Raw genomic sequence first — 17,987 nt, forward strand, 5'->3', positions numbered from 1 at the left:
GGCTCCGGCACGGACAGGGCTCAGGAGGTGGGGGCGCCGCCCTCCTCGCCGTAACGGCGCTCGAACTTGGCGATCCGGCCCTCCGTGTCCACGACGCGTGCCTTGCCGGTGAAGAACGGGTGGCTCTCCGCCGAGATCTCCACGTCGATGACGGGGTAGGTGTTGCCGTCGTCCCAGTCGATCGTCCGGTCGCTGGACGCGGTGGACCGGGTCAGAAAGGCGTAGCCGGCCGAACGGTCGCGGAAGACCACGGGGCGGTAGGTCGGATGCTTGTCCTGCTGCATGCCTGCTCCTGGGAAGGTACGGGTTCGGGCGCGGGACCTCCCGGCCAGCCTCGCGAACCCGGGCCGTCCGCGCGATCCCCACGCGTCCGTACGGGGCACCGCCGCACGGGGCGGGCGGTGCCGGTCAGGCCTCCAGGGCGTCGGCCACCCGGCCGAGGAAGCGGGCGTGGGCGCGGGCGCTGCACACCGGCTCCGGGTTCCAGGGCACCACCCGGGCCGCGTTCCCGCCGGCCGCGGCCCACGGTCCGCCGGGCGGGAGGGAGGTGAGCGGGGTGGCGTGGGCCCGGGAGTCGGCGAGGACGACGTCGGGCACGGGATCGGCGGCCTGTTCCCAGCCGGCCGTGAACCAGTTGGCGCCCGGTCCCTCGGGCGGCTCCACCAGCTCCACGCCGAGTTCGGTCAGCACCCGCAGTTCGGGCCACATCCGGGGGCGGGCCAGGTGCACGCGGTCCGGGCCGTCCGGGGAGAGGGCGAGGACCCGGGGGCGGCGCGGCGCCGCCGTGAGCGCGCGCAGCCGGTCCCTGGCGGCGTCCCGTTCCCGTCCGGCGCTGCCGGGCTCCGCGCCGCCCAGGGAGCGGGCCAGTTCGGCGAACCGCCCGGTGATCTCCGCGAGGGTGCGCCCCTGGCCCACGTCGATGACCACGACCGGGACGTGTCCCTCCAGGTGCTTCGCGGCCTCCGGGTCGAGGCCGTAGACCTGGCCGCCGCCGTAGGTGACGGCGACCACGAGTTCGGGCGCCCCCTCCAGCAGGGTGTCGACGTCGAGCGCGGCGCCCGCGCCGATGTACGCGACATCGGCGGACGGCAGCGCGCCGGTCTTGGCCGGGTCCGGTACGGCCGGATCGTCGTGGCCGGAGCCGAATATCGCCCGGGGGCGGATGCCGTGGTCCCATAAGGTCGCCCCGGCCTGGACGTAGGCGAGGACCCGTTCCGGGCGCCGCCCGGAGGCCGACACCTGCCCCCGGTCGTCGGAGAACTGCCATGCCGTCCGCTCACCCATGCCATCCACCTCTCGCCACCGGCCGTCCGCCCCCCGTCGCGGTCTCGTCGAGGTCTTCCTGCCCAGCCTCCGGCCGGAGAACACGGGGACGGGTCAGAGGCCGGGCTCCGTGGAGCGCACCAGGTAGGTGACCGGTCCGGGGTCGGGGACGGCGATCTCCGTGAAGCCGAGCCGGTCGTAGAAGTGCCGGGCCGGGGTGTTGGCCGTGAGCATGGACAGGTGCACGCCCTTGACGTCGCGGGCGGCGAGGGCCGCGAGGAAGGTGCGCATGAGCTGTCTGCCCCATCCCTTGCGCTGCCAGTCGGGCAGCAGGTCGATGTGCAGGTGGGCGGGGTGGCCGGCGAGTTCGGACAGGACCATGCGCTCCGGGTCGTGCAGGAGGCCGATCATCTCCTCGGTGGGGGTGACCGGCGTCCGGTCGGGCTGGGGGTAGCGGTCCTCCACCAGGGGCAGCCAGCGCTCCCTGAAGTCCCGTACGAAGCGCGGGGTGTCGGCGGTGCCCAGGATGTAGCCGACGGCACGGCCGGTGCCGTCGTCGAGGACGAAGGCCAGCTCCGGTTCGAGGTGCGCGTAGGGCGCGGCGAAGATCGTGGACATGAGGGCGTGGTCGGGGTAGAGGTGCCGGGAGTCGCCGCCGTTGTCGGCGGTGCGGACGCAGATGTCGTCGAGGGCGGCGCGGTCGTCCGGGTGGTAGGCGCGTGGGCCGGGAAGCAAGGTCATGCGGTCATCCTGCGACCTTGGGAGCGCTCCCACAAGGGGTGCGCCCGGGCTCCGCCCCCGCCGCATCCACCGAACGGCCGGACCGGGCCGGGCGGCGGAGCCGCGCAGAGAGGACGGGGGCCGGCACCGCGCCGGACCGGGGCCGCGCCGGCCGTCGGGCTCCCGGTCGAGGTCCGCGCCTTCGAGGGGGACGCGGAGGAGTGAGCCCGGTCAGCCGTTGACGGTCGTCAGCAGCACCACGGCGTCCTCCAGGGCCAGCAGTCCGTGCCGCTCCTGGGGGATGGGGTGCAGCCGTCCGCTCGCAAGTTCCACGTCCCCGGAGGGGGCGGTGAGCCGGACCGCGCCGCGCAGCACCTGGAGGGTGGCCGCGGGCGGGGCGTTGTGCTCGTCGAGCGCGCTGCCCCCGGTCAGCGCGATGACGGTCTGGCGCAGCGGGTCCTCGTGGAGGAGCAGATGGGCGCTCCGGCCGTGCGGGGAGGTGCGGGCCTTCGCGAGGTGTTCGTCGGCCAGGGCGTTCAGGTCATGGGGTGCGTCCATGTGCCCACTGTGCCGCAGCCCCCGCTCCCCCGCGATCCTGCCGGTCCGGCCGTGCGCGGGGCGCGGCCGGACCGGCGGGGTGAGGGCGCGGCGGTCAGACGCGCAGCCAGACGGCGGTGTCCCGGGGCAGCCGGCCGTCCTCGTCGAGCGGGCCGCTGGCGAGCAGGAGCGCGCGGTGGGGCGGCAGCCCGGCGGGATCGGCGGCCAGGTTGACCACGCAGACCAGGCCCTCGGTGCGGGCGAAGGCGAGGACGCCGGGCGCCGCGTCCAGCCAGGTCAGTGTGCGGATCCCGGGTTCGCCCCCGGTGGCGAACCCGGGTTCGGTGCGGCGCAGCCGCAGGGCCTCGCGGTAGAGGGTGAGCATGGAGTCCGGGTCGCCGCTCTGCCGGTCGGCGGCGTAGGCGGACCAGCCCTCGGGCTGGGGCAGCCAGGGTTCGGCGGCGCCGCCGAAGCCGGCGTGCGGCTCCCCGGCCCGCCACGGCAGCGGGACCCGGCAGCCGTCCCGGCCGGGGTCGGTGCCGCCCTTGCGGAAGTGCATCGGGTCCTGGATGCGGTCCAGCGGGATGTCGGCCTCGGGAAGCCCCAGCTCCTCGCCCTGGTAGAGGTAGGCCGCGCCGGGCAGGGCCAATGAGAGGAGTGCGGCGGCACGGGCCCGCCGGGTGCCGAGGGCGAGGTCCGTCGGGGTACCGAAGGCCTTGGCCGCGAAGTCGAAGCCGGTGTCCGCGCGGCCGTAGCGGGTGACGGTGCGGGTCACGTCGTGGTTGCACAGGACCCAGGTGGCCGGGGCGCCGACCGAGGCGTGCTCGGTGAGGGTGTCGTCGATCGCGGTGCGCAGCCGCGCGGGGTCCCAGGGGCAGGCCAGGAAGTTGAAGTTGAAGGCGGTGTGCAGTTCGTCGGGGCGCAGGTAGCGGGCGAACCGTTCGGTGTCCGGGAGCCAGACCTCGCCGACGAAGACCCCGTCGTACTCGTCGGCTATGGCGCGCCAGGAGCGGTAGATGTCGTGCAGTTCGTCGCGGTCGACGTAGGGGTTGGGGTCGCGTCCCTCCGTGAAGTCGGGCAGGTCCGGGTCCTTGGCGAGCAGGGCGGCGGAGTCGATGCGTACGCCGGCGACGCCGCGTTCGAACCAGAAGCGCAGGACGTCCTCGTGCTCCTGGCGGACGGCCGGGTGGGCCCAGTTGAGGTCGGGCTGCTGGGTGGCGAAGAGGTGGAGGTACCACTGGCCGTCGTCGAGCCGGGTCCAGGGGGTGCCGCCGAATTCGGAGACCCAGTCGTTGGGCGGGATCTCGCCGTCGTCGCCGCGCCCGGCGCGGAAGTGGAACAGTTCGCGCTCGGGGCTGCCGGGTCCGGCGGCCAGGGCGGCCCGGAACCAGGCGTGCTGGTCGGAGACGTGGTTGGGCACGATGTCGATGATGGTGCGGATGCCCAGCGCACGGGCCTCGGCGATCAGCTTCTCGGCCTCGGCGAGGGTGCCGAAGGCGGGGTCGATGGTGCGGTAGTCGGCCACGTCGTAGCCGCCGTCGGCGAGGGGCGAGAGGTACCAGGGCGTGAACCAGAGCGCGTCCACGCCGAGTTCGGCGAGGTAGGGCAGTTTGGCCCGGACCCCCGCGAGGTCGCCGGTGCCGTCACCGTCGCCATCGGCGAAGCTGCGCGGGTAGACCTGGTAGATGGCGGCGTCCCGCCACCAGTTCGTGGTGGCGTCGGACGGACGGTTGGCTGCCACGTGACGTTCCTTTCGGGCAGGTGGGACTCCGCCGCCGGCCCGTCGGGCGGGGCAGGATGGGAGAGCCGGCGGCGGAGTGCTGGGGGGAGGGCGGCCGGGCGGGACCCCGGGTCGCGGGGCGCGGCCCGGGAAGGGGCTAGCCCTTGAGACCGCCCGCGGTGAGACCGCTCATGATGTTGCGCTGGAAGAGCAGGAAGATGAGGAGCGTCGGGATCGACGCGATGGTGAGGGCCGCGATGAGCACGTTCTCGGGCACACCGCTGGCCAGGGAGTAGATGCCCACGTTGAGCGTCTGCTTCGACGGGTCGGGCAGGGTGAGCATCGGCCAGAGGAAGTCCTTCCAGACCCCGACCACGGCGAAGATGGAGACGACGCCGAGGATCGGCCGGGAGATCGGCAGGATGATCGAGCGCAGGGTGCGCAGCGGTGAGGCCCCGTCGATGGAGGCGGCGTCCAGCAGTTCGCGCGGGATCGAGTCGAAGAAGCGCTTCAGCAGGAAGATGTTGAAGGCGTTGGTGACCGACGGCAGCCAGATCGCCCAGGGCGAGTTGACCAGGTTCCGCTGGAAGACGGGTACGTCCAGGACCGTGAGGTACTGGGGTACGACCAGCACGGTCGCCGGGATCATCAGGGTGGCCAGCATCATGCCGAGGATGGCCTTGCCGAAGACCGGCCGGAGCTTGGAGAGCGAGTAGGCGGCGGCCACGTCGAAGACGAGCTGGAAGGCCAGCGCGCCGAAGGCGTAGTAGAGCGTGTTGAACAGCAGCTTGGACAGGTCCATCACGTTCCAGGCCTGGCTGTAGTTCTCCGTGTGGACCGATCCGGGGAAGAAGGTGGGCGGGCTCTGGACGACTTCCTGGGTGGTCTTGAGGCCGCCGGTGACCATCCAGTACAGCGGCCCGAGGAAGACCGCCGTGAAGACGATGATCACCAGGGCGAAGACCGTCCAGTAGACGGCCCGGCCGCGCGGCCGGGCGAGCTGGGCCGGCGAGACGAGGGTCCGCTGGCGGCCGAGTTCGGCGCGTCCCTTGGAGGCCCCGCGCCGTTCCTTGCGCGCGCTCCCGCGCCGGGAGACAAACGTGTTCGATGCCATGGTCCTGGCTCCCGTCCTAGTCTTCGCTGCTGCGGCTCAGTCGTACGTACACCGCGGAGAATCCCGCGAGGACGACGAGCAGGACGAGGCCGAGTGCCGCCGCGCTGCCGTAGTTGTTGAAGTTGAAGGCGTACTGGTAGATGAGGTAGACGACGGTGGTGGTGGAGCCCTCGGGGCCGGCGCCGTTGGTGAGCAGGAACGGCTCGGTGAAGACCTGCATCGTCGCGATGATCTGCATGAGCAGGAGGAGCGAGAGGATCAGCCGGGTCTGCGGGATGGTGACGTGCCAGATCTTGCGCAGCAGCCCCGCCCCGTCCAGTTCGGCGGCCTCGTACAGCTCTCCGGGGATGCCCTGGAGGGCGGCCAGGTAGATGAGCGTGGCGCCGCCCATGTTCATCCAGGTCGCCGCGATGACGACGGAGAGCATGGCGGTGTCGGTGTCCTGGAGCCACTGCTGCGCGGGCAGGTGGAAGACGTCCAGGATGCGGTTGAACAGGCCGTATCCGGGGTCGTAGAAGTACTTGAAGAGCAGGACGGACGCGACGGGCGGCAGCATCACGGGGAGGTAGACGAGCAGCCGCAGATAGCCCTGTCCGTGGCGGAACTCGTTGAGCACGACGGCGACGACGAACGGGACGACGAAGCCGAGGAGCAGCGCGAGGACGGTGAACAGCAGGGTGTTGCGCCAGGCCTGCCAGAAGGCCGGGTCGTTGAAGACGTACGTCAGGTTGGACCAGCCGGCCCAGGTGGTCGTGCCGTCCTCGGTCTTCTGGAAGGCCAGGACGAATTCCCGGACCATCGGATACCAGGAGAAGAGCGAGAAGCAGAGCACCGCTCCGATGAGGAAGCCGTGGGCCGAGATGTTGCGGCGCACGGCGCGCAGGAACTCCTCCCGGCCGGAGGTCCGGCGGGCGGGGTCCGGATGTCCGTGGCGAGGCCTGGTCGCCTTGCGCGGGGACAGGGTTGGGGCCGACATGGTGTCTCCTCGGTGCCGTTGAACTGAGCGGGGCGGGTGCGGGGCCGGGTCCGGGGGACCCGGCCCCTCGCGTCCCTTACTGGTTCGCCAGAACCTGGTTGACCTGCTGCTCGGCGGTGGAGAGCAGCTTGTCGATGTCGGCGCCCTTGTTGGTCAGCACGCCGGACATGGCGTTGTCGAGGATCTTGTAGATCTCCTGGGCCTTCGGCGGCTCGGCCTTGCCGGGGACGGGGTTGTCCATGAAGGCCTTGAAGTTCTCGACGGGCATCGTCGCGTTCTCGGCGCGTGCGGCGTCGTCCTTGGTCTTGCTGTCGCCGAGGAAGAAGTTCGGCTGCGGGAGACCGACGGGGAGCTTGTCGGCCTTGGTGCGGGCCCAGTCGAACTGGCCCTTGCCCGGGGTGAGGTTCTTGAAGTTGAGCCAGGCGACGGCGGCCTTGATCTGGTCGGGCGAGCTGCCCTTCTTGATCAGGTAGTTGTTGCCGCCGAAGAGGGTTCCCTTGGCGCCGGGGATCGGGCCCAGGCCGAAGTTCTCGTACGAGGCGCCGAGCTGCTGCACCATGTACGCGATGTCGTCGGGGGCGGCCAGGAACATGCCGAGCTTGTCGCTGGCGATCTGCTTCTGGAGGTCGCCCCACTTCAGCAGCTGGGTCTTGCCCATGCTGTCGTCCTCCCAGCGCATGTCGTGCAGCTGCTGGAGGACCTGCCGGCCGGTGTCGTTGTTGAAGGCGGCCTTCTTGCCCGAGGCGTCGACCATCTCGCCGCCGAGGCCGAACTGGGTGGCGGCGAAGTGCCAGCCGCCGTTGTTGCCGGCGCTGTACTCGCCGTAGCCGGATATGCCCTTGCCGAGGCCGGCGATCTTCTTGGCGGCCGCGCGGACCTCGTCCCAGGTGGCCGGGGGCTTGTTCGGGTCGAGACCGGCCTGGGTGAACAGCTTCCGGTTGATCATCAGGCCCATGGTGTAGTTGCTGGTCGGCAGGCCGTAGAGCTTGCCGTCCTTGCGCGCCACGTCGACGACCTGGGGCTGGATGTCCTTGAGCGCCGGGACCGTCTTGTCGGTGACGTAGGCGGAGATGTCCTCGGCGCCGTTGTTGTCCAGGACCTGCTGGAGGTCGCTGAAGTAGGCGTAGAAGACGTCGGGCTGGGACTTGCCCTTCAGCATGGCGGTGAACCGGGGCGGCTCGTTGCACTGGCCGGGGGTGGACTTCCCGTTGATCGTGACGTTCGGGTAGGTCTTGTTGAACGTCTTGATGTCCTCGTTCCACTCGCGCAGCTCCGCAGCCTTGGCCGCCGGCGGCATGCAGTCGATCGAGATCGTGACCTTGGTCTTCGGGTCGAGCGGGGCCGAAGGGTCGGACGACCCCTTCGAGGTGCTGTTCGAGTCGCTGTCCTTGCTGCTGCTCGTGCCGCAGGCCGCGAGCGAGGTCAGGGCAAGGGCGGTGACAAGGGCAGCCGCGGAGGCACGGCTGATACGGCGTGTGCGGTGCAACCCGGCACTTCTCATCGATGGTCCCCTTCGGGCATGAGCGTGGAAGGCCCTCGGCCGGCTCTCTGCCGGGGCGAGGCACACTCAACCAGCGCCGACATGTGAACGCAATATCTCGCGCAGTTTTCGTAAAAGTTTGACAGTCGTTCGCACGCGGCATGCGTCGTCCGGTGCGGGCGCAGCGCGGGGCGCCGCCCGGCGAACCGGACGGCGCCCCTGGGAACAGGCCCTGCTACGGGTTGATGTCGATCTTCATGGTGGAGGTGGTGTTCTTCACGTCCAGCGCGTTTCCGCTGAGCCTGAGCCCGTTGAACGTGACCTCGCCGACGGCCGGCCCCTGGCCCGCCTCCGGCATCTCGTTGGCCCACAGGCCGAAGCCCGACTTGGCGTCGTAGGCGTCACCGCTCTTGCGGGCGCCGGTGATCGAGATGTCGGTCAGGATCGTGTCCTTGATCGGGAACTGCGGCCGGCCCCCCACGTAGTTCGTCTGGAACATGATCCCGCTGTACGTCGGGTCGACGATGTCCACGTGGTTGATCCGGATGCCCTGGAAGACCTTGGAGGCCGAGAACAGCCAGATCCCGGGGAAGGTCTGCGACCCCCAGAAGTGACCGCCCGCACGGACCACGGAGACGTTCTCGACCGTCGTGGGATCGGTCCCGAAGCCGTTCATCGGGTAGCCGAAGTCCAGCGAGCTGACCGTGATGCCCGAGTAGACGAGGGTGTCGGCGATGTGGATGTTGCGGAAGGTGTTGTTGTAGCCGCCGTAGACGGCCACGCCCGCGGCGCGCCAGGTCAGGATCGCCGTGAGGTTCTCGTAGACGTTGTTCTTCATGTCCGCGCCGCCGGAGTCGATCGCCGAGAACAGCGCGAAGCTGTCGTCGCCGGTGGCCCGCGCCTCGTTGTTGACGACGTGGTTGTCCGTCGAGCCGTTGGTCATGTTGATGCCGTCGGCGAAGGTGTCGCGGATGCGGGAGTTCTTGATGGTGATGCCGTCGGTGTTCGCGCCCCAGTACAGGCACACCGTGTGCTCGTTCCAGACGTTGTCGATGACCATGTCCGAGACGTTGGAGAAGTCGAACACCTTGCCGGGGCCGTCGATGCGGGAGGTGTAGTTCCCGAAGTACGCGAAGTTCGCGAACGTCGATCCCTTGGCACTCGCCTCGGCGCGGAAGCCGATGTCGGTGTTCTCCTGTCCGGAGGGGGCGTGGAACCTGGTGTACCAGGGGCCCGCTCCGACGACCCGGACGGCCTTCCCGTAGACCTGGAACTTGCTCGCGGTCTGGTAGTCGCCGGCCGGGAGGTAGACGCCCACGAGCGTGCCCGTGGTGTCCATGCGCACCTTGTCCAGGGCGTTCTGGACGTCCTGGTGGGTGAAGCCGGCCGGAACCGCGTACGCCGCCGGGTCGGGGTTCGCGATCTGGGCCGCCTGCTCCAGGCTGACGAAGTCGATCGCGTAGGTGCTGGTGTTGGCGCTGTCCTTCTGGAGGCGGATCCTGCTGCCGGCCGGGACGGTCCGGCCCAGCATCACGTTGGCCTCGTCGTAGATGTGCCGCGGCGATCCCGCACTCGGGGAGTTGCCCGGACCGGTCTCGGCGCCGTACAGCCAGGCGTACTTCGAGGTGAGGTCGATCGCCTTGAGGAAGGTGCCGTCGACGTAGACGTTCAGCGTCGAGTCGATGCCTCCGCCGCCGGGCGCGTCCGGGATCGAGAAACGGGTCACCAGGGTGTTGGTGCTGGCCCGGGTGGTGAACTCGACGTAGTTGCCGGTGTTGTTCAGCGTGACGGCCTTGCGGCCGGACGCCTCGCCCGCCACGTCGCCCACGGTCCGGTTGGGGCCGACGACCTGGGCCCCGCCGCCGGTGACGCCGTCCTCGGCCTCGTACATGTCGTACGGCATGTTCGCGCCGCGGCCGACGAAGAGCGAGCTGGTGGTGGTGTTGTTCTCGCGCTTGACCGGGAGTTCGTTGGCGTCGTCCGCGACGACCGTGCGCACGGTGTACGAGCCGTTGGCCGCCGTCCAGCTGCCCAGGTTCACCGGGGCGGTGGTGGCACCCGCGGCGACGGCGCCGCTGTAGCTGCCGGTCAGGGTCTTCACGGTGGCGCCCTTGGCGTCGAGCAGGGTCACCGTGACGGCGTGGGCGCCGGCGGCGGAGGCCACCGTGCCCTGGTTCTTCAGCGCGACGGAGAAGCTGACGTCGTTCCCCGCCGAGGGCGCCGACGGGGAGGTGCTGACGCCCGTGGACACCAGGTCCGAGCTGGCGACCGGCTTGACGACCAGGCCGGTGGCGCTGGTGTAGGTGTTGTCGGTCTCGTTCTGCTCGATGACCTCACCGGCCGCGTCGGCCACCGCGCTCAGCGCGTAGGTGCCCGCGTCGCGCGCGCCGATGTCCGCGCTCACCTGGGCCGAGGCCCCGGCCGTCAGTGCGCCGACGGAGGCCGTGGCGACCTTGGAACCGCCGAGCCGGAACTCGACCTTGCTCGCCGGGGCGGCGACCGCGCCGCTGTTGCGCACCGTCGCGGTCAGGGTCACCGGGTCGGACTCGACCGGTGCGGCGGGGGCCGCGGTCAGCGAGGTGACCTGGAGGTTCGGGTTGGGTGCCGGGGCTCCCAGGACCTGGAACTCGGCGACCTGGCCGGCCCCGGAGCCGGTGTTGGCGGTGAACTTCAGCTGGACGTCGGCGACGCGGGCGGAGACCGGAATGGTCACCGTGTTGCCGGTGGCCGGGCTGAACGCGTACTCCTTCGCGGCGACCAGGCCGGTGAACGACGTGGCGCTCTGCTCGCGGCCGAGGACCTGGATGATCTGGGTCCTGGCCCCCCAGCTGCTGTCCGGATTGAGCTTGACGACGACGTTCTCGGTGTCGGCGTTGGCTCCCAGCTTCACCGTGAGGGTGTTGGGGTAGCTGCCGCCGGCCCCCTCCCAGTAGGTGGTCACCTGGTTGTCGTTGGCGTTCTCCGCGACGAAGGTGTGCACCACGGAGGACGCGGTGATGGGCTTGCCGACCGCCAGGTTGGAGGCCGCTCCGGTGCTCCCGTTGCGGGTGACGGTGTTGCTGTTCCCCGAGACGTTGCCCGCCGCGTCCCTGGCCCGGACGTAGTACGACACGGTCGTGCCCGCGGACTGGGTGTCGGTGTACGTGGTGACGTCGCCCGCCACGCTCTTGCGCAGCACGTTGTTGGCGTAGACGTCGTAGCCGGTGACGCCCTTGTTGTCGGTGGACGCCTGCCAGACCAGCTTGATCTGGCCGGAGGTGGGCTCGGTGAAGCCCAGGCCGGCCGGCGCGGTGGGTGCCTGGGTGTCCCCGGTGTCCCCGGTGCGGGTGACGGTGTTGCTGTTCGCGGAGACGTTGCCGGCCGCGTCCCTGGCCCGGACGTAGTACGACACGGTCGCGCCGGTGGGCCGGGTGTCGGTGTACGTGGTGACGTCACCGGCCACGCCGGTGAGCAGCTGGTTGTCGGCGTAGACGTCGTAGCCGGTGACGGCGGTGTCGTCCGTCGAGGCCTTCCAGGTCAGCTTGATCTGCCCGGTGGCCGGTTCGGTGTACGCGAGCTGCGCCGGCGCGGTCGGTGCCTGGGTGTCGCCGCCGTCGGGGCCGTAGATCTCCAGCTCGGAGAACTGGGCGCCCGGCTGGACGGTGTTGGCGCTGACGAGCACGCGCACATAGCGGGTGGTGGTGGCGTCGAAGGAGACCGTGGCCGTCTCGCCCGCGGTGGGGCTGAAGGTGTAGGCCTTGGCCTGGGTGAGGTCGTTGAAGTCCGTGCCGTTGGCGCTGCCCTGGATCTTCAGGGTCTGGCTGCGGGTCTCCCAGCCGTCGGGCAGCCGCATGACGACCCGGTCGACGCGGACCGAGGAGCCGAGGTCGGCCTGGATCCACTGCGGCAGCTCGTTGTTGCGGCTCTCCCAGTAGGTCGCCGTGTTGCCGTCGTTGGCGTGGGACTCGACGTAGTCCTGGGTGTGGCTGCTGGCGGTGAGGGTCCGGCCGGCCGCGAGGTTCACCGAGGACTCGGCGGCCGCGCGGACCTCCATCTCGGCGAGCTGGCCGTTCTTCGCGACCGTGTTCGCGGTGATGTCCGCCCGGACGTAACGGGTCCGGGTGGCCGGGATGTCGATGGTCACCGTGTTGGAGCTGCCCGGCGCGAAGGTGTACGCGGCCGAGGTCTTCAGGGTGGTGAAACCGGTGCCGTCGGCGCTGCCCTGGAGCGAGAGCGTCTGGCGTCGGCTCTTCCAGCCGGCCGGGAGCTTCAGCGTGACCCGGTCGATGCGGGTGACCTTGCCCAGATCGCTCTGGACCCACTGGGGGAGGTCGTTGCCGGAGCCCTCCCAGTACGTGGAGGGGTCGCCGTCGGCGATGTTCGCGGCGCCTCTGCCGCTCAGGGCGCCGCTCGCGGCCGTCCGGTGCCCGGCGGCGATGTCGGGCCCGCCCGCCGCCGACGCCTGGAGCGCCGGCCAGCCGACCATCAGCAGGCTCGTGGTGACGACGGCGGAGAGGACCCGCCATCGCCGGCGTTGCGTTCTCATATGTCCCCGATCTTCGGCCTCGGCGCAGGGGACGGCCGAGGCGCGGCTCTGTCTGCGTCCCTGCTGGCATGGATTCCTGCAACCAGCAGGATGGACTTTTGCGTTTTGCGGTCAGAGAGTTGCAGAGAATTGAAGGGGAGTCCACTGTTCCGACAGAAGAAGAAAGCACGGGCGATGGCGGCGTTCCGCCTCAACCTCCGGCACATTCAGGGCATTTGACACCACGCTGACCAGGGCCGATCCCCGGTCCGTGAATGCAAGAAATTTGCGTCATGATGAAAGGCGCTGAAAGCTCCCAGCTCGGAGGCGCGGCCCGGCGACGCCGTATCCGGGCATACGAAGGGGCGGGGTCCGCGTCCGCGGACCCCGCCCCTTTCTCCGTTCCGGTACGTCCTCCGGTTCAGCCGGAGGGGCTCCAGCGGTAGCGGACGTCCGGTTCGTTCTCCTCGTTGCGCCCGCCGTCGTCGAAGGCGACGGCGGTGAATCCGTGCCGCTCGTAGAAGGAGCGCGCCGCCGTGTTGCGCTGGAAGGTGTGGAGGGCGAGCCCTCCGGGGCTCAGCTCCCTGGCCTTCTCCAGCAGCAGGGTCCCGATGCCCCGCCGGCGCACATCGGGCCGGAGGTAGAGGTGTTCGAGCTCCTGGCCGTCGAGCGAGACGAAGCCGGCCGGTTCCCATGCTCCCCCGGTCCCGGGGAGTTCGGCCACCCACACCTCGGTACCGGGCAGGACGACGTGCTCCATCCACGCCCGGGTGTCCGCGTCGCTGTGCACGCGCGGCAGATACGGCAGCGCGGTGGCGCGGGCGTCGAGGAAGACACGGGTGAGGGCGTCCGCGTCGTGCGTCCGTCCCTTCCGCAGCCGTGCGGGGACGTGCGAGGGCATCGGTTCTCCTGTCCGAAGGGGGCGGTGGCCACCACGCCTCCGGAACTCCCGTACGTCCGGGGCGACTCGGCCGTTCGGGGCCGACCGTACGCCGGACACCCCGCGGACCTCCATAGGATATGACCCGGCCCGCCCCGGGCCGCCCGAGTCAGCCGCCCCGCGAAGGAATCGACGTACCGGTGTACCAGCCCGAGACTTTCACGTTTCCCGAGGACGGCCACCGGGCACCGGTTCCGCGTCCGGGCGACGGCGCCCCCTCGCTGTGGCTGGTCGACGTGGCCGCCCAGGGCGGCGCGGCGGCCCGCCTCGCCCCCGGGATCCTCGACGCCGCCGAACGCGCCAGGGCCGCGCAGCTGGTGGCCCCTGCCGACCGTGCCTGCTACCTCACCGCGCACACGGCGCTGCGGCTGCTGCTCGGCGCCCGGCTCGGCGTCGCCCCCCGGGACGTGCCCCTCACCCGTGAGCCGTGTCCGTCCTGCGGCGGGCCGCACGGCCGCCCGGCGACCGGCGGCGGCGTCCACTTCTCGCTCTCGCACACCCGGGGGCTGGTCCTGCTCGCCTTCGCCGGGGTGCCGGTGGGGGCGGACGTCGAACTCCTCCAGCGGCCCTCGGTGATCGCCGAGATCTCCGGCCAGCTGCACCCGGCGGAGGTCCGGGAACTGGCGGAGCTGTCCGGGCCGGAGCGGCCGGTGGCGTTCGGCCGGGTCTGGACGCGCAAGGAGGCCTACCTCAAGGGCGAGGGCATCGGCCTGGCCGAGGGGCTGGCCGCCGGCTACGTGGGCACCGGCCCGGAGCCCGCCGCCGGCCCGGCCGGATGGGTGGTCACCGACGTCCGCGTACCGGACGGTTACGCGGCGGCGGTGGCGGTCCGCGCGGCGGGGCGGGCGCCCGCCGGCCCCGCCGACCGGCGAAGATGACGGGGCGGGCCCGACCGCACCGACCGACCGATACGGAGGAGTGGCAGATGCCGCACGCACGAGCCGGACAGCAGGCGCGTCCGGAGGACCTGACCGATGTGGCACGGCTGGTGACGGCGTACTACGCGCTCCATCCGGATCCGGCGGACCCCGGGCAGCGGGTGGCGTTCGGCACCTCGGGGCACCGCGGGTCCTCGACGGCCACCGCGTTCAACGAGGACCACATCGCGGCCACGAGCCAGGCGATCTGCGAGTACCGGGAGCGACAGGGCACGGACGGGCCGCTGTTCCTGGGTGCCGATACCCATGCCCTGTCGGAGCCCGCGCGGGTCACCGCCCTCGAAGTGTTCGCCGCCAACGGCGTGGGCGTGCTGATCGACTCGGCCGACGGCTACACCCCGACGCCCGCGGTCTCGCACGCGATCCTCACGTACAACCGGGGCCGCTCCACGGGCCTGTCCGACGGCGTCGTCGTCACCCCGTCCCACAACCCGCCGGGCGACGGCGGATTCAAGTACAACCCGCCGAGCGGCGGGCCGGCCGGCTCCGACGCCACGGGGTGGATCCAGGACCGGGCGAACGAGATCATCACGGGCGGGATGAAGGACGTCCGGCGGACGACGTACACCCGGGCGCTCGCCGCTGCCACGACCGGCCGGTACGACTTCCTCGGCAGTTATGTGACGGACCTTCCGTCCGTGCTGGACCTGGACGCGGTGCGCGCGGCCGGGGTGCGGATCGGCGCCGATCCGCTGGGCGGTGCCTCGGTCGCGTACTGGGGCCGGATCGCCGAGCAGCACGGGCTCGATCTGACCGTCGTCAATCCGCTCACCGATCCCACCTGGCGGTTCATGACGCTGGACTGGGACGGGAAGATCCGGATGGACTGCTCGTCGCCGTACGCGATGGCCTCGCTGATCGAGGGGCGCGACCGGTTCGCGATCGCCACGGGCAACGACGCCGACGCGGACCGGCACGGCATCGTGACGCCGGACGGCGGGCTGATGAACCCCAACCACTATCTGGCCGTGGCCATCCAGTACCTCTTCGCGCACCGCGACCGCTGGCCGTCGGGGGCCGGGGTCGGCAAGACGCTGGTGTCCTCCGGCATGATCGACCGGGTGGCCGCCGATCTGGGGCGGCGGCTGGTGGAGGTGCCCGTCGGGTTCAAGTGGTTCGTCGACGGACTGGTCGACGGCTCGCTCGGGTTCGGCGGCGAGGAGTCGGCCGGGGCCTCGTTCCTGCGCCGGGACGGTTCGGTGTGGACGACCGACAAGGACGGCATCCTGCTGGCCCTGCTCGCCTCAGAGATCCTCGCGGTGACGGGCGAGTCCCCGTCCGCGCACTACGCCGCGCTGACCGGTCGCTTCGGCGCACCGGCGTACGCGCGGATCGACGCCCCGGCGGACCGTGAGCAGAAGGCGGTCCTGGCCCGGCTCTCGCCCGAGCAGGTCACCGCCGACACCCTGGCGGGCGAGCCGGTCACCGGCGTCCTCACCTCGGCACCGGGCAACGGGGCGGCGATCGGCGGGATCAAGGTGACCACCGAGAACGCCTGGTTCGCGGCGCGTCCCTCGGGCACCGAGGACGTGTACAAGATCTACGCGGAGTCCTTCAAGGGCGCCGACCACCTGGCCCTTGTCCAGGAGGAGGCCAGGGCCGTGGTCTCGGCGGCCCTCGGCGCCTGACGCACGGGGGCGGCCGGGCACCGGCCCCGCCGCCCCTCCCCCGTTTCCCGCGGACCGGACGGCCCTGCCCGCGGCCACCGGCTTCGACGGGGTGGCGGTGCCCCGGCGGGGCCGGGGCGCCGGGATTCAGGATCCGCAGCAGCCCTCGGACGGTGCCGCGCCGCCAGGGGCCGTGAGCGGTGCGGGGACCGCGACCGGGATCCGGACGGGGGCGGGTGCCGGGGCGGCGCAGCATCCGGCGCTCTCGGCCTGGTCGGTGGCCGGGGCCGCGCAGCATCCCGTGCCGTCGGCCTGGTCGGTGGCCGGGGCGTCGAAGAGTCCGGCGCCGCCGCAGACGCCGGTTTCGGGGAGGGTGAGTTCGACGCGGTCGGCCGCCTCGGTGTCGCCGGCGAGGGCGGCGGCGACGGAGCGGACCTGTTCGTAGCCGGTCATGGCGAGGAAGGTGGGGGCGCGGCCGTAGGACTTCATGCCGACGAGGTAGACGCCGGGCTCGGGGTGGGAGAGCTCGCGGTGGCCGTGGGGGTAGACGGTGCCGCAGGAGTGCTGGTTGGGGTCGATCAGCGGTGCGAGTGCGACCGGTGCCTGGAGTCGTTCGTCGAGGCCGAGGCGGAGTTCGCCGAGGAAGGACAGGTCGGGGCGCAGGCCGGTCAGCACGATCACCTCGTCCACGGGGTCGAGGCGGCGGCCGTCCTCGGCGACGAGCACGAGTCGGTCCCCGGCGCGCTCGATCGCCTCGGTGCGGAATCCGGTGACGGCGTCCGCGTGGCCCTCGTCGACGGCGGCCTTCGCCGCCAGGCCCAGGGCTCCGCGGGCGGGGAGCTGGTCGGCGGTGCCGCCGCCGAAGGTGGAGCCGGAGATGCCCCGGCGCAGGACCCATACCGCGTGCGTGCCGGTGGCGCCGTCGGTCCTGGCCAGGTCGGCGAGGGAGGCGAGCGCGGTGAACGCGGAGGCACCGGTGCCGACGACGGCGGTGCGCCTGCCCGCGTAGCGGGCGCGGACGGCGGGGTCCTGGAGGTCGGGGACGCGGTAGGAGATCCGGTCGGCGGCGGCCTTCTCGCCGAGGGCCGGCAGGCCGGAGGCGCCGGCGGGGCCCGGGGTGGTCCAGGTGCCGGAGGCGTCGACGACCGCGCGGGCGAACAGCCGCTCCTCGTGGCCGTCGGCGTGGGTGACATGAACGACGAAGGGCTGGGCGGCCCGGTCGGCGTCGACGATCCGGTCCCGGCCCGCGCGGGAGATTCCGGTGACGGTCGCACCGAGGCGGACCGCGTCTCCCAGGACGTCGGCCAGCGGCTGGAGGTAGCGCTCGGCCCAGTCGCCGCCGGTGGGATACGTGGCGGGGTCGGGCTTCACCCAGCCGGTCGGGGCCAGGAGCTTCTCGGCGGCCGGGTCGGTGACCTCGCCCCAGGTGGAGAACAGCCGCACGTGCGCCCACGCGCGGACCGCCGTGCCCGCCTGCGCACCGGCTTCCAGAACCAGCGGCCGAAGACCCCGGTCGACCAGGTGGGCGGCGGCGGCCAGGCCGGCCGGTCCGGCTCCGACGACCACGACGGGCAGCTGTTCGGTGGCGGTGGCGTTCATGACGAGTCCCCTTGTATTTCGACGTCCGTCGATCTCTTGCGCGTTCAGCATGCACCCGATATCGACAGGCGTCAACATAGACATTCGTCGAACCATGGGGCTCGCAGCCCTCTTGGTTCGATATGTGTCAACATAGACATATGTCGAACGTGAAGGCGCTTCCCCTGCTTCAGCCCGAGGTCGAGCCGTGCTGCCCGCCGCTGAACGAGCGGCCACTGACCGCACAGGAGGCCGAGCGCACGGCGAAGATGTTCAAGGCGCTCGGCGACCCGGTCCGCCTGCGGTTGTTCTCGGCGGTCGCGTCGCACGAGGGCGGCGAGGCGTGCGTGTGCGACATCTCCGACGTCGGTGTGTCCCAGCCGACCGTCTCCCATCACCTGAAGAAGCTGAAGGAGGCCGGGCTGCTCTCCTCCGAGCGGCGCGGCACCTGGGTGTACTACCGGGTCGAGCCGGCCGTGCTGGCCGCGATGGGCGCGCTGCTGACGAAGGCGTCCGCGGCCTGATGCCGCGAGGCCGCGCGGACCCCGTCAACGCGAAACCGGCAGACCCCGGCGGCGGGGCTGCCGGTTCGCGTGGTGCCGCGGCCGGG

General features: G+C 71.5%; 14 protein-coding genes. 3 read left to right on the top strand and 11 right to left on the bottom strand.

Annotated elements, in window-relative coordinates:
* Positions 1-20: 20 nt before the first annotated feature.
* The 10 genes from ACFVDM_RS06805 to ACFVDM_RS06850 form a co-directional block, all read right to left on the bottom strand.
* The gene (locus ACFVDM_RS06805; protein WP_383634156.1) at positions 21-284 is read right to left on the bottom strand and encodes a type B 50S ribosomal protein L31; all 264 of its coding nucleotides are present in this window, start codon (positions 282-284) and stop codon (positions 21-23) included.
* Positions 285-408: 124 nt separating this feature from the next.
* Positions 409-1,284, bottom strand: coding sequence for an ABC transporter substrate-binding protein (locus ACFVDM_RS06810; RefSeq protein ID WP_383634158.1), 876 nt, complete (start codon positions 1,282-1,284; stop codon positions 409-411).
* Positions 1,285-1,377: 93 nt separating this feature from the next.
* Positions 1,378-2,004, bottom strand: a complete 627-nt coding sequence (locus tag ACFVDM_RS06815; protein WP_383634160.1) for a GNAT family N-acetyltransferase — start codon at positions 2,002-2,004, stop codon at positions 1,378-1,380.
* Positions 2,005-2,214: 210 nt separating this feature from the next.
* The gene (locus ACFVDM_RS06820) at positions 2,215-2,541 is read right to left on the bottom strand and encodes a cupin (RefSeq protein ID WP_383634162.1); all 327 of its coding nucleotides are present in this window, start codon (positions 2,539-2,541) and stop codon (positions 2,215-2,217) included.
* A 94-nt stretch (positions 2,542-2,635) separates the two neighbouring features.
* Positions 2,636-4,261, bottom strand: coding sequence for a glycoside hydrolase family 13 protein (locus tag ACFVDM_RS06825; protein WP_383634164.1), 1,626 nt, complete (start codon positions 4,259-4,261; stop codon positions 2,636-2,638).
* A gap of 136 nt (positions 4,262-4,397) precedes the next feature.
* Entirely contained in the window at positions 4,398-5,354 is a 957-nt protein-coding gene (locus ACFVDM_RS06830; RefSeq protein WP_383634166.1) for a carbohydrate ABC transporter permease, read from the bottom strand.
* A gap of 16 nt (positions 5,355-5,370) precedes the next feature.
* Positions 5,371-6,330, bottom strand: a complete 960-nt coding sequence (locus ACFVDM_RS06835; RefSeq protein ID WP_383634168.1) for a carbohydrate ABC transporter permease — start codon at positions 6,328-6,330, stop codon at positions 5,371-5,373.
* Positions 6,331-6,406: 76 nt separating this feature from the next.
* On the bottom strand, positions 6,407-7,831 hold the full coding sequence (locus ACFVDM_RS06840) for an extracellular solute-binding protein (protein WP_383634170.1): 1,425 nt from the start codon (positions 7,829-7,831) through the stop codon (positions 6,407-6,409).
* Between the two features lie 214 nt (positions 7,832-8,045).
* The gene (locus tag ACFVDM_RS06845; protein WP_383634172.1) at positions 8,046-12,335 is read right to left on the bottom strand and encodes a discoidin domain-containing protein; all 4,290 of its coding nucleotides are present in this window, start codon (positions 12,333-12,335) and stop codon (positions 8,046-8,048) included.
* Positions 12,336-12,735: 400 nt separating this feature from the next.
* On the bottom strand, positions 12,736-13,215 hold the full coding sequence (locus tag ACFVDM_RS06850; RefSeq protein ID WP_383634174.1) for a GNAT family N-acetyltransferase: 480 nt from the start codon (positions 13,213-13,215) through the stop codon (positions 12,736-12,738).
* 179 nt (positions 13,216-13,394) lie between these two features.
* Between ACFVDM_RS06850 and ACFVDM_RS06855 the strand changes: the two genes are divergently transcribed.
* Both ACFVDM_RS06855 and pgm read left to right on the top strand, forming a co-directional pair.
* Positions 13,395-14,132 (top strand): 4'-phosphopantetheinyl transferase family protein, encoded by a 738-nt coding sequence (locus ACFVDM_RS06855; protein ID WP_383634176.1) that lies wholly within the window; start codon positions 13,395-13,397, stop codon positions 14,130-14,132.
* 47 nt (positions 14,133-14,179) lie between these two features.
* Positions 14,180-15,820: a phosphoglucomutase (alpha-D-glucose-1,6-bisphosphate-dependent) gene (gene pgm, locus ACFVDM_RS06860; RefSeq protein WP_383634178.1), complete on the top strand. Its 1,641-nt coding sequence runs from the start codon at positions 14,180-14,182 to the stop codon at positions 15,818-15,820.
* Between the two features lie 126 nt (positions 15,821-15,946).
* Here the strand turns inward: pgm and ACFVDM_RS06865 are convergent, their stop codons facing one another.
* Positions 15,947-17,398 carry an NAD(P)-binding domain-containing protein gene (locus ACFVDM_RS06865; protein WP_383634180.1) on the bottom strand — a complete coding sequence of 484 codons (1,452 nt, stop codon included), beginning with the start codon at positions 17,396-17,398 and terminating at the stop codon, positions 15,947-15,949.
* A 140-nt stretch (positions 17,399-17,538) separates the two neighbouring features.
* On the opposite strand from ACFVDM_RS06865, the gene ACFVDM_RS06870 reads away from it, so the two are divergent.
* The gene (locus ACFVDM_RS06870) at positions 17,539-17,901 is read left to right on the top strand and encodes an ArsR/SmtB family transcription factor (protein ID WP_383634182.1); all 363 of its coding nucleotides are present in this window, start codon (positions 17,539-17,541) and stop codon (positions 17,899-17,901) included.
* Positions 17,902-17,987 lie beyond the last annotated feature (86 nt).

Origin of the sequence: Streptomyces sp. NPDC057682, from assembly GCF_042799575.1 — a bacterium.
GTDB lineage: Bacteria > Actinomycetota > Actinomycetes > Streptomycetales > Streptomycetaceae > Streptomyces.

Excerpts from the sequence above, each read along its gene's own strand:
- ACFVDM_RS06865 (WP_383634180.1), bottom strand. The coding sequence starts at position 17,398 with ATGAACGCCACCGCCACCGAACAGCTGCCCGTCGTGGTCGTCGGAGCC.
- ACFVDM_RS06840 (WP_383634170.1), bottom strand. The coding sequence starts at position 7,831 with ATGAGAAGTGCCGGGTTGCACCGCACACGCCGTATCAGCCGTGCCTCC.
- ACFVDM_RS06845 (WP_383634172.1), bottom strand. The coding sequence starts at position 12,335 with ATGAGAACGCAACGCCGGCGATGGCGGGTCCTCTCCGCCGTCGTCACC.
- ACFVDM_RS06810 (WP_383634158.1), bottom strand. The coding sequence starts at position 1,284 with ATGGGTGAGCGGACGGCATGGCAGTTCTCCGACGACCGGGGGCAGGTG.
- pgm (WP_383634178.1), top strand. The coding sequence starts at position 14,180 with ATGCCGCACGCACGAGCCGGACAGCAGGCGCGTCCGGAGGACCTGACC.
- ACFVDM_RS06850 (WP_383634174.1), bottom strand. The coding sequence starts at position 13,215 with ATGCCCTCGCACGTCCCCGCACGGCTGCGGAAGGGACGGACGCACGAC.
- ACFVDM_RS06805 (WP_383634156.1), bottom strand. The coding sequence starts at position 284 with ATGCAGCAGGACAAGCATCCGACCTACCGCCCCGTGGTCTTCCGCGAC.
- ACFVDM_RS06830 (WP_383634166.1), bottom strand. The coding sequence starts at position 5,354 with ATGGCATCGAACACGTTTGTCTCCCGGCGCGGGAGCGCGCGCAAGGAA.
- ACFVDM_RS06820 (WP_383634162.1), bottom strand. The coding sequence starts at position 2,541 with ATGGACGCACCCCATGACCTGAACGCCCTGGCCGACGAACACCTCGCG.
- ACFVDM_RS06870 (WP_383634182.1), top strand. The coding sequence starts at position 17,539 with ATGTCGAACGTGAAGGCGCTTCCCCTGCTTCAGCCCGAGGTCGAGCCG.
- ACFVDM_RS06835 (WP_383634168.1), bottom strand. The coding sequence starts at position 6,330 with ATGTCGGCCCCAACCCTGTCCCCGCGCAAGGCGACCAGGCCTCGCCAC.
- ACFVDM_RS06815 (WP_383634160.1), bottom strand. The coding sequence starts at position 2,004 with ATGACCTTGCTTCCCGGCCCACGCGCCTACCACCCGGACGACCGCGCC.